Annotated in this window: 15 protein-coding genes; 8 read left to right on the forward strand and 7 right to left on the reverse strand. The window is 67.5% G+C overall.

Translation table 11 applies throughout. From position 1 onward, the window contains the following. The first annotated feature begins 37 nt into the window (after positions 1–37). Positions 38–514 (forward strand): nuclear transport factor 2 family protein, encoded by a 477-nt coding sequence (locus A5697_RS10500; RefSeq protein WP_068010256.1) that lies wholly within the window; start codon positions 38–40, stop codon positions 512–514. Here A5697_RS10500 and A5697_RS10505 read toward each other — a convergent pair whose 3' ends face one another. Both A5697_RS10505 and A5697_RS10510 read right to left on the reverse strand, forming a co-directional pair. Further along, positions 515–1252: a DJ-1/PfpI family protein gene (locus A5697_RS10505; protein WP_068010259.1), complete on the reverse strand. Its 738-nt coding sequence runs from the start codon at positions 1250–1252 to the stop codon at positions 515–517. A 31-nt stretch (positions 1253–1283) separates the two neighbouring features. Next, on the reverse strand, positions 1284–2243 hold the full coding sequence (locus tag A5697_RS10510; RefSeq protein ID WP_068010260.1) for a GlxA family transcriptional regulator: 960 nt from the start codon (positions 2241–2243) through the stop codon (positions 1284–1286). A gap of 111 nt (positions 2244–2354) precedes the next feature. Here A5697_RS10510 and tpx point away from each other — a divergent pair, with 111 nt between their 5' ends. Next, positions 2355–2849, forward strand: a complete 495-nt coding sequence (gene tpx / locus A5697_RS10515; protein ID WP_067944520.1) for a thiol peroxidase — start codon at positions 2355–2357, stop codon at positions 2847–2849. Between the two features lie 116 nt (positions 2850–2965). Here tpx and A5697_RS10520 read toward each other — a convergent pair whose 3' ends face one another. The 3 genes from A5697_RS10520 to A5697_RS10530 form a co-directional block, all read right to left on the reverse strand. Further along, positions 2966–3940 (reverse strand): nitronate monooxygenase family protein, encoded by a 975-nt coding sequence (locus A5697_RS10520; protein WP_068010262.1) that lies wholly within the window; start codon positions 3938–3940, stop codon positions 2966–2968. Further along, positions 3937–4326 carry an NYN domain-containing protein gene (locus tag A5697_RS10525; RefSeq protein WP_067944531.1) on the reverse strand — a complete coding sequence of 130 codons (390 nt, stop codon included), beginning with the start codon at positions 4324–4326 and terminating at the stop codon, positions 3937–3939. The genes A5697_RS10520 and A5697_RS10525 overlap by 4 nt, the downstream gene beginning before the upstream one ends. 64 nt (positions 4327–4390) lie before the next feature. Continuing rightward, positions 4391–4825 carry a hypothetical protein gene (locus A5697_RS10530; protein ID WP_156673238.1) on the reverse strand — a complete coding sequence of 145 codons (435 nt, stop codon included), beginning with the start codon at positions 4823–4825 and terminating at the stop codon, positions 4391–4393. A gap of 111 nt (positions 4826–4936) precedes the next feature. Here A5697_RS10530 and A5697_RS10535 point away from each other — a divergent pair, with 111 nt between their 5' ends. From A5697_RS10535 to A5697_RS10550, 4 genes are read left to right on the forward strand one after another with little or no spacing between them, the layout of a single operon-like run. Beyond that, the gene (locus A5697_RS10535) at positions 4937–6121 is read left to right on the forward strand and encodes an acyl-CoA dehydrogenase family protein (protein ID WP_068010266.1); all 1185 of its coding nucleotides are present in this window, start codon (positions 4937–4939) and stop codon (positions 6119–6121) included. A 17-nt stretch (positions 6122–6138) separates the two neighbouring features. After that, positions 6139–7041, forward strand: a complete 903-nt coding sequence (locus A5697_RS10540) for an NAD(P)-dependent oxidoreductase (protein WP_068010268.1) — start codon at positions 6139–6141, stop codon at positions 7039–7041. A gap of 9 nt (positions 7042–7050) precedes the next feature. Next, positions 7051–7494 carry a helix-turn-helix transcriptional regulator gene (locus tag A5697_RS10545; protein ID WP_068010270.1) on the forward strand — a complete coding sequence of 148 codons (444 nt, stop codon included), beginning with the start codon at positions 7051–7053 and terminating at the stop codon, positions 7492–7494. A 9-nt stretch (positions 7495–7503) separates the two neighbouring features. Then, positions 7504–7914 (forward strand): VOC family protein, encoded by a 411-nt coding sequence (locus A5697_RS10550; RefSeq protein WP_068010271.1) that lies wholly within the window; start codon positions 7504–7506, stop codon positions 7912–7914. A 101-nt stretch (positions 7915–8015) separates the two neighbouring features. Here the strand turns inward: A5697_RS10550 and A5697_RS10555 are convergent, their stop codons facing one another. Next, positions 8016–8270, reverse strand: coding sequence for a hypothetical protein (locus A5697_RS10555; protein ID WP_068010273.1), 255 nt, complete (start codon positions 8268–8270; stop codon positions 8016–8018). 148 nt (positions 8271–8418) lie between these two features. On the opposite strand from A5697_RS10555, the gene A5697_RS10560 reads away from it, so the two are divergent. Beyond that, the gene (locus tag A5697_RS10560; protein ID WP_068010276.1) at positions 8419–9075 is read left to right on the forward strand and encodes a heme-binding protein; all 657 of its coding nucleotides are present in this window, start codon (positions 8419–8421) and stop codon (positions 9073–9075) included. A 64-nt stretch (positions 9076–9139) separates the two neighbouring features. Next, a complete protein-coding gene (locus A5697_RS10565) occupies positions 9140–9976 on the forward strand; it encodes a class I SAM-dependent methyltransferase (protein WP_068010278.1) in 837 nt (278 codons plus the stop codon). Between the two features lie 2 nt (positions 9977–9978). Here A5697_RS10565 and A5697_RS10570 read toward each other — a convergent pair. After that, positions 9979–10502 (reverse strand): NADP-dependent oxidoreductase (locus A5697_RS10570; RefSeq protein ID WP_156673239.1); only part of this gene is annotated, 524 nt, incomplete at its 5' end.

Consider the following 10502-nt stretch of genomic DNA (forward strand, 5'->3'; position numbering starts at 1 on the left):
GCGACCTGTAACCGAAACACGTTCTAGTGTGTCCGCCATGTGCAAATTCACCAGGGCAGAAATCGAGCAAGCCGTCGAGAACTACACGCGGGTAGTGGAGGGGTGCAGCGCCTCGGGCGACTGGCGACCGTTCGCCGATCTCTTCACCGAGGATGTCGTCTACACCGAACACCACTACGGGGTGTTTCATGGCCGCGAGGCGGTGCGGGACTGGATCGTCGCGGTTATGGCACCGTTCCCGCACATGCGATTTCCGTCCGACTGGACCGCCTACGACGAAGACAACGACGCCGTCGTCGTAATGATCAAGAATCTGCTCGACCATCCGACGGACCCCAAGGGCGAACCCTTCTGGTTTCCGAACTGGACTCGGCTGGTCTACGCGGGGGACGGGTTGTTCTCCAGCGAGGAGGACATCTACAACCCCAACCGGGATGCGCCCGGGGTGGTGGCCGCCTGGCTGCAGGCCGGCGGCCGGCTCGCGTCCGACGAAATCCTGCAGCCCGGCGCCTGACTAACTGGTCACCGGCTGTCGCCCCCGCCGCCGCGACCGCACGGCCGCCAGCGCCTGCTCCCACGCCAGCATCGTGGCCGCCTTCACGTTGGCCGGCTTCACACTGTCTCTGGACAGCAGCGCGGTCGCGGCCGCCTTCGTGGTCGCCGACGACTTCGACAGATGGCCGGAGTCGAACGGCGGCTGAGGGTCGTATTCGATCGCCAACTGGATCGCCTTGGCCCTACCTTCGCCGCCGATCTCGCCGGCCAGCCACAGCGCCATGTCGAGTCCCGCCGACACCCCCGCGCAGGTGACGACGTCGCCCTGGTGCACGATTCGCTCGTCGCCCACCGGAACGGCACCGAAGGCCTTCAGGGCCGGGACGGTCAGCCAGTGCGACGTCGCGCGGCGGCCCTCGAGCAGCCCGGCGGCCGCAAGGATCACCGACCCGGAGCACACCGACGTCGTCCATCGGGCGCTCCGATGCGCCCGCCGCAGCCAGTCCAGCAGCGCCTCATCGCGGGCATGCACCGGGGTCGACGGGCCGCCCGGCACCAGAATCACGTCGGGCGACGGTGTGTCGGCCAGCGAATGGGTGGCCCCGATGACTAGCACACCGGAGTCCGCGGTGATCGGCCCTGCCTCGTGCCAGACGAACCGCACCTCGGTGTCCGGCAGATTGCGCAGCACCTCGTACGGGCCGATCATGTCGAGCGCGGTGAATCCCGGATAGGTCACGATCGCGATTTGGTTCATGGTGTCGTCCTTTCGGTTTCAGGCGTCAGTGTCAGGCGAAGGCCTTGCGGTACTGGTCCGGCGGAATGCCGACCCGGCGAAGGAAGTTGCGCCGCATGGTTTCCGCGGTGCCGAAGCCGCAGCGGCTGGCGATCGCGACGACGGTGTCGTCGGTCTCCTCCAACTGACGGCGTGCGGCCTCGGTGCGGATGCGCTCCACGTACTGGCCGGGCGCCTCGCCGACCTCGGCGGTGAACACGCGGGTGAAGTGCCGCGGGCTCATCGCCGCGCGGCGGGCCAGCTCGTCGACGCTGTGCTCGCCGCCCGGTTCCGCCTCGATGGCCTCCTGCACCGCGCGGATCGCGTTCCGTTTGGCGCGCGGCATCCACACCGGCGCCGCGAACTGCGTCTGCCCGCCGGGGCGGCGCAGATACAGCACCAGCCAGCGGGCGACCGTCTGCGCAACCTCGGTGCCGTGGTCGTCTTCGACCAGCGAGAGCGCCAGGTCGATCCCCGCGGTGACACCCGCGGCCGTCCATACGGTGTCCGAGCTACGGACGAAGATCGGATCGGCGTCGACGTCGATCGCCGGGAACTCACGGGCCAACCGCCCGGCGAAGGCCCAGTGTGTGGTGACCCGCTGCCCGTCCAGCAGGCCCGCCTCGGCCGCCAGGAACGCGCCGGTGCAGACGGTGACCACGCGGCGGGCGTTTCCGGCGACGGCCTTGATCCAGCCGATCAGCTCGGCATCCGACCGGGCCGCCTCGACACCTCCGCCGCCGGGCAGCACCACCGTGTCGATCTTCTCGCTGGGATCGTTCGGGTCCGGCAGCGGCGCCGCGACGAAGCCCAGCCCGGTCGGTGTGGTGATCGCCTGCCCGTCGACCGAGCCCACCACGACGTCGTACCCGCCCCCGGTCAGCAGCGATGCACCGGCGAAGACGTCGTGCGGTCCCACCACGTCGAGCGCCTGCACGCCGGGAAAGCCGGCGATGACGACCTTGCGAGTCATGAACTCAAGTGTTCGGCACGGCCCGGCATGTCGTCTACGCCCTGTAACCCACCAATTAGGACATGGGGACCTGGCCCATGGCATGCTCGGCGGGCTTGGCAGACTGTCCGCATGGCACAGATAACGTTGCGTGGAAACCCGATCAACACCGTCGGCGAGCTGCCTGCCGTCGGATCCCCGGCGCCGGCCTTCAGCCTGACCGGCGGCGACCTGGGGGCGGTCAGTAGCGACCAGCTTGGCGGTAAAGCCGTGGTGCTCAACATCTTCCCGTCCGTGGACACGCCGGTGTGCGCGGCCAGCGTCCGGACCTTCAACGAGCGCGCCGCCGCCAGCGGGGCCACGGTGGTGTGCGTGTCGAAAGACCTGCCGTTCGCGTTCGCGCGGTTCTGCGGGGCGGAGGGCATCGACAACGTCAAGACGGGCTCGGCGTTCCGCAGCAGCTTCGGCGAGGACTACGGCGTCACCATCAACGACGGCCCGATGGCCGGTCTGCTGGCCCGGGCCATCGTCGTGGTCGGCGCCGACGGGAAGGTCACCTACACCGAGTTGGTCCCCGAGATCGCCCAGGAGCCCAACTACGACGCGGCACTGGCCGCGGCGGGCTGACCCGGTCCGCCGACAGCGTTTTCCCCAGCGCGGGCGTCCAGGCGCTGTTTGCGCGCTGCCAATGTCCGTCGCTGTGAGCTGTTCCAAGGTCGAAGGCGAACAGGTCGTCTTCGACGTCAGGAGTCGCCCGAGCTAACCCCCGGCGACCCGAGTCGGTCCGCGGTGGCCGCCAGCGCTTCGCCGCATCCCGCCCACATCCGCTCGATGATCTCGGCGGCCGGCGGGATGTCCTGGATCCGCCCTGCCACCTGACCGGTGTTGGCGACGCTGGCGTCCATGTCCCCGTCGAAATACAGCCGCTGCACCCGTTGCAGCGCCGCGGCGCCGTCGCCGGAAGACGTTGCGGTGTCCAGCCTTTCGGCGGCGGCCGTCCGGATCACCCGCATCATGCGTTTGCCGTCGAGGGGGAGGAGCACGGTGGAGGTTTCATCGGCGGCGACGACCGCCCGCTTGAGGTTGCCGTGCACCGGAGAATCCGCCGAGGCCAGCAGCCGCGTGCCCATCTGCACGCCCTCGGCGCCGAGAACGAAGGCGGCCGCCATCGAGCGCGCGTCGCAAATCCCTCCCGCCGCCACGATCGGCACGTCGACCTCGGCCGCCACCAGCGGCAGCAGCACCATGGTCGACGCACCGAATCGGTTCTTGAACCCGCCGCCCTCGACGCCCTCAACCACGAGCCCGTCCACTCCGGCGTCGACCGCTTTCCGGGCCGCAGCGAGGGTGCCCACCACATGGAACACGGTGATGCCGGCATCGTGGAGCCGGCCGATGAACAGCGCCGGATCGCCGGCCGATGTGGTGACGAAACGGATGTCGTTGGCTACCAACAGATCCACGGTGGCCGGGTCGCGGTTCATGATCAGCGCTATGTTCGCGCCCACCGGACGGTCGGTGAGGTCGCGGACTCGCCGCAGGTCGGCCCGGCCCTGCTCGGATGTGGTCTCGATGACGCCCAGCGCGCCCGCGTTGGACACCGCGGCGGCCAGCTGGGCACCGGCGATATAGGTCATCGGCGCCTGAATGATCGGGATGTCGATCCCGGCGGCTGCGCAAACGCGGTTCACTGCGGCGCCGCCGCGGCCGGCGTTCATGAGGCTCGCGGTCCTCGGGGGTCGATGAGGTCGCGGAAGCTCGCAGCGGGGTGGACCGAGGCGCCCAGACCGACTACGCGATCGCTCAGCCCATTGTCGGACGTCACCACCCGAATGTCGTGCGGCTGGGGGTCGGCCTGGACGCGGCGGACGATCTCGTCATCGGCGGAGTTCGCGGCCGCCCGGGGCGCGTACGCGATCTCGATCACCGATGCGGGAATGGCGCTCGACGGTGGCCGCTCGAACACGACCGTCACGCGGTCCCCATGGGTGGCCGCCCATCGGTCGAGGTGCTCCACCAATGCGACCATGGCGCCACCGCGGTCCTTCCACCACCCGTCCGGGCGGCTCCCGATCACGTTCATCCCGTCCACGATCCACCGCACGTCCCCCACGGTAGGGCGAGACCTGACCGCGGCGCGGCAACTTCCGCGGACCGCTGCACGGCCATCACTTCCAGAACAGCCCGATAAGGCTCGCCCCCACCAGTGCCGACAGCGTGAGTAATTGAGGCCACGGCCGCCACGGCGCGTCCTGGATGGCGTACGACATTTCTTTGATCGGCGATGTCTGGGGTGGAGCGGCACGCTCGGGCGGTACCGGGCGGTGGAACTGGTGGAAGTACAACTGGATGAGCGTCGCACCGATCCACAATCCGCCAAGGAAACTGACGGAGTCCACACCGCGCCAGAACACGAGCACGGCGATTGCGACGGTGAAGCCCAGCAGCACGCGATCAGAGGCGGTCGTCGCCGAAGCCCTGCCGCTGTATTGCTTGTCCAGCAAGGCGCGACGCCGGCGATACGGCAGCGCGAAAAAGGCGAACTTGACCAGGATGTGCAAACCGAGCGCTACCACGACAACCGTGGCAATGGTGTTGATCATGCTGCCCTCTCGCATTCGGCGGCGCGATTTTCGTTTTTGGAACGGAAAGCGGTTGGTACGGTCACCGATATCAGTTTCCCGCTGATGCCGTCGCGATGATGGGACAGGTGAATGACGTCGATAGCCGACACCGATGACCGGGTGGTCTCGCTTGCCCGCGGGATGCGCGACCTGGTGCGCGCCGAGGCCGCAGAATCCGAGCGGGCGCGCACCCTCACCCCGGCGATCGTCGACGAGATGTGGGCGAGCGGGCTGATGTCCGCGTTCAACCCAGCCCCCGCGGGAGGTGCGGAACCGTCGTTCACCGAGATGATCGAGACCTGGATCGAAATGGCCTGGCAGGATGGCTCTTTCGGTTGGGTCGGCATCGCCAACCTGCCGTCCTCCTTCGCCGCCGCGGCGTACCTGCCCGACGAGGGTTTCGCCGAGGTGTTCACCGCGCACGACAACCGCGTCACGATGGGCGGCCAATTCTTTCCCAACGGCCAGGGATCCGCCGTCGATGGCGGCTACCTGGTGAGCGGGTCGTGGAACTTCGGCTCGGGCATCGGGCACTCCCAGTACGTCGCGGCCGGGTTCTTTCCCATGGACAACGGCGAAATGCGCTGGATCAGCGAGGGCTTCCCGGAGATGCGGGTCGCGGTGATTCCGCGGGATCAGATCAGCTTCAATGACGGCTGGTTTGTCCAGGGGCTCAAGGGAACCGGCTCCTATGATTACAGCGCCCAGGAGGTGTTCGTGCCGGCGAGCCGCACCTTCGAGCTCTTCGTGCGCGAGCCGTATCGCGGGACGTCGCCGGCCACCCGGATGGGGCTGATGCCGGTCACCGCCGCAGGCCACGCGTCGTGGGCGCTGGGCGTCGCCAAGAGCATGCTCGATGACGTCCAGGAGCTGGCGGCGACGAAGTTCCGGATGAGTGACATGGCTTCGCTGGCCAGCCGCCCGACCTTCCAGAAGGGGCTGGCTCACCACCGCGCGGCCTGGCGGGCCGCTCGGCTGCTGGTGCTCGACGCGTTCACCACCGCCGAGGCCGCGGTGGCCTCGGGGGAGGAGCTGACGCCGTTGCTGCGCGCGGACATGCGGGTGGCGGCGGTGTACGCCACCGACATCGCGCGAAGCTGCGCCGAGTGGGCCCACCTGGTTGCGGGCACCAGCTCGATCCGGGAGGGCACTCGCTTGGAGCGGGCTTTCCGCGACATCTACACCGGGACGCAGCACGCCTTCATCAGTGAGAAAGTCGCCATCGACGTCGCGCAGATCTGGCTCGGCATCATCGACGACCAACCGGGGCTCTGAGTCGCTACTATCAGCGCATGCGCGGCTCAAAGATCCTGATCACCGGCCCGACCGGTCAAATCGCGACCCCCATTGCGCGGGCGTTCGCGGCCGACAACGAGGTATGGGGCATCGCCCGGTTCACCGATCCGGCAGCCCGGGAGGGCCTGGAGAAGGCGGGTGTCCGCTGCGAGCAGGTCAACCTGGCTGCCGGTGACTTCACCAGTCTACCAACCGATTTCGAGTACATCCTTAACCTGGCGGTAGCCAAGAGCGGGAATTGGGACAAAGACCTAGCCGCCAATGCGGAGTCGGTGGGTCTGCTCATGGCGCACTGCCGCGACGCGAAGGCGTTTCTGCATTGTTCGTCGGCCGCCGTCTATGACCCGCCGGACGACAATCCGCGAACCGAGGCCGCCGCCCTCGGCGACAACCACAAGTGTCTGTTTCCCACCTACTCCATCTCCAAGATCGCGGGGGAGGTCGTCGCCCGGTCGATGGCGCGGGCCCTCGGGGTGCCCACCACCATCGCCCGGCTCAACGTCCCCTACGGCGACAACGGCGGGTGGCCGTTCTACCACATGGAGATGATGCTGGCGGGCATCCCGATCCCGGTGCCGCCCGGTGAACCCGCACGCTACAACCCGATTCACGAGGACGACATCATCGCGACCATTCCGAAGCTGCTGGAGGTGGCGTCGGTTCCGGCGACCACCGTCAACTGGTGCGGTGACCAAACGGTCAGCATCCAGGAGTGGTGTGGCTACCTCGGCTCGCTGGTGGGCAAGGAACCGGTTTTCGAGGTGAGCGAGCAGGCGCTGCGCGGCAATCCCACGGACAGCGACCGGATGCATGAGCTCATCGGCGGCACGACGGTCGACTGGCGTGACGGGCTGCGCCGGATGGCGGCCAAGTTCCATCCAGAGTTGGTCGGCGCGTAGGGATTACCGGTGCGCCAAGGACCCGACGCGGCGCAGCGCCTGCGCACCCTCGCGCTGCTCCGCCGCGTCCGCGACCGGATCGATCGGGAGTACGCGCGGCCGCTGGACGTCGAGGCGCTCGCCCGCGACGTACACATGTCCGCCGGTCACCTGAGCCGCGAATTCCGCCGCGCCTACGGCGAGTCGCCGTACTCCTATCTGATGACACGGCGCATCGAGCGTGCGATGGCGCTGCTGCGCCGTGGTGACCTGAACGTCACCGACGTGTGTTTCGCCGTCGGCTGCTCCTCGTTGGGCACCTTCAGCACTCGCTTCACCGAACTGGTCGGCGTGCCGCCGAGCACCTACCGGCGCCAGGGGGCCGACGCGCTGGCCGGAATGCCGCCGTGCGTGGCCAAACAGGTGACCAGACCGATCAGGAATCGAGAAGCTCGGGTCACCGGGCCCGCTTAGCCTGACCCCATGGACATCACGATTCACTCCAGCTTCCTGCCACACGACGACCCGGAATCCTCGCTCGCCTTCTACCGCGACACCCTCGGTTTCGAAGTCCGCCTCGACGTCGGAAAGGGCGAGATGCGCTGGATCACCGTGGGACCCCCGAACCAGCCCGACACGTCGATCGTCCTGAATCCGCCGGCCGCCAACCCGGGCATCACCGAAGACGAGCGGCGCACCATCGCCGAGATGATGGCCAAGGGCAGCTACGCCACGTTGCTGTTGGCGACCAAGGATCTCGACCGCACCTTCGAGCAGCTGCAGGCCGACGACGTCGACATCGTCCAGGAGCCGACGGACCAGCCGTATGGACTGCGTGACTGCGCGGTCCGCGATCCCGCCGGCAACCTGATCCGCATCCAACAGCTGCGCTAGGTAATCGATCCGGTCCGTGCACCGGGCCCAGCTCTAACCTCCGAACGCAAAAGTTCCGAACCTCATGGAGGTTCGGAACTTCGCGCTGCCCTCTGGACGAGTTAAGATCCCTTGGCGTAGCGGGTCAGGAACCCGGCCGCCGCGACCGCCGAGACCGCACCGATCACGCCCCATAGCACCAGTTGGAAGACCATCGACCCCAGAAGCCAGCCGAATGTCATCCCGATGTAGAGGGCCCAGATCAGCCGGAAGGCGCTCCACAGCGCCACCGCGCCGGCGCTGAGTCCGATGTAGAGGCTGCGCTGCCGGTCCACCCGATTGATCTGCTCTTCGATGCTGGCCGGGACGATCTTCATTTCTGACTTCCTTTCGTGGGGCGCCGCCGGACTGGCGTCGTCGTTGGGCCAAGTACAGACCCCCGGATCGGCTACCGATCCCAACCCGCCACGCGCGGAAGCCGCGCCTTCTCCTTACCCCTTGCGCCCCCAGGGCTGAGTCGGTCAAATGGTCCTGATGATGAACCCGATCAAGCTCGCCGAGCAGGTCGCCGAATCGGTCCTGGCGGTAGGAGGCATTCGCGTTGGCCTCGAGGAACCGAAATACACGCGCCATCCGCTCACCGACAGCGTCGAGATACGCCGCTACGGTCCGCGGATTGCCGCCGAGACGACAGTCGACGCCGACGAAAACCGCGCTCGTGACATGGGGTTCCGACGGCTGGCGGGATACATATTCGGCGGCAATCGGGGCAACGAATCGATCTCGATGACGGCACCCGTCAGCCAGCAGCCGGGCCGGGGCGGCCAGCAGATCGCGATGACCGCGCCCGTCGTCCAGTCCGCCGGCCCCGAGAGTGGCTGGGTGATTCGGTTCTTCATGCCGCAGAAGTGGACGATGGAGACCCTTCCCGCGCCCAAAGATGATCGAGTCCGCCTCGTCAGCGTGCCGCCCGCGACCATAGCCGTGCTGCGATTCAGCGGCGATCGCAGCCCCAAGGCGGTCGCATCTCGCACCAACGAGCTCCTGAAAACATTGCGGGACAACGGGATCAAGACCGCCGGAGAGGCGGAGTCCTGGTTCTACGATCCGCCCTGGACGCTGCCGATGCGGCGTCGCAACGAGATCGCGATTCCGATCGATCCGGCTTCCGCACCGGCCTAGCCGCTCGGCACCGACGGCGCGTGGGCATCCACATTCGGCGCTGAGCCGGTTACGGTTTGGCGCGATGACGAATCGACACGGCCAGAAGGTGGATGCCAGGCTGCTGACCGGTGTTTCGGAAACGGCGCTGCTGACCCTCTACGGCAGGGCATACCAGGCCGGGCGCCCGGACCCGATCATCGACGATCCGATGGCCATCAGACTGGTGGAGTCCTTCGACTTCGACTTCGAAAAGTTCGGGCGCAGAGGCCAGGAGATGGCGCTGCGCTCGCTGGCCATCGACCGATGTGCGATCGAATACCTGACCGCGCACCCCCGGGCGACGGTGGTCGCGCTTGCCGAGGGTTTCCAGACGTCCTTCTGGCGCTTGGACCGCGCGCTACCCGGCGCACAATTCAGTTGGCTGTCGGTGGATTTGCCTGAGGTCATCGACCTTCGGCAACGGCTGCTGCCACCGTCTCCGCGGATCACTCACCTCGCGCAGTCCGCCCTCGACTACAGCTGGATGGACAAGGTGGACACCGCCAACGGCGTGTTCATCACCGCCGAAGGACTGCTGATGTACCTGCAGCCCAATGAGGCGCTGGGACTGATTGCTCAGTGCGCCAAGCGCTTTCCCGGCGGATGGATGTTCTTCGACCTACCGCCGACGATCGTCAAGAAGGTCGCGCGAAGGGGGCTGCGTTCGTCCAAGCGCTACCGGGTACCGCCGATGCCCTTCAGCCTCTCGGTGCGTCAACTGGCGAAGCTCGCGGAATCCGTGCCGGGGATCCGTGGGGTGCACGACGTACCGATGCCCGCCGGACGGGGCTTGTTCTTTGGGAAGCTGTATCCCGCGTTTTGGCGTTTCCCGCCCGCGAAGCCGTATCGCGGTGTCTTCGCCCTACTCGAATTCGGCTGAGGTCAGCCGACCTTGACCACCAGCTTGCCGACGTTCTTGCCGTCGAAGAGCATGTTGATCGCAGTCGGGAGCTGCTCGAAGCCCTCGACGACGGTCTCGAGCGGCGTGAGCTTCCCGGCCTCGATCAGGCCCGCGATTTCCGTCATCGCTTCGGGCGCGCGCCCGAAGTGGTCGAGCACGATGAAACCCTGCAAGGTGGCGCGCTGAATGAGCAGGTTGCCGAACGCGCGCGGACCCGGCGGGGGATCGGCCGCGTTGTAGCCGGAGATCAGGCCGCACAGCGCGACGCGGGCGCCGATGTTGAGGCGCGCGAAGATCGCGTCCATCAGGTCGCCACCGACGTTTTCGAAGTCGACGTCGATGCCATTCGGTGTCGCCGCTGCCAGCTGGGCGGCCCAGTCGTCGGCGCGGTGGTCGACGGCCGCGTCGAAGCCGAGCTGGTCGGTGAGCAGCTCGCACTTCTCGGGACCACCCGCGATCCCGACGACACGAGCCCCGGCGGCCTTGGCGAGTTGGCCGGCGACCG

Source organism: Mycobacterium sp. E3251, assembly GCF_001666835.1.
In the GTDB taxonomy this organism is placed as follows: domain Bacteria; phylum Actinomycetota; class Actinomycetes; order Mycobacteriales; family Mycobacteriaceae; genus Mycobacterium.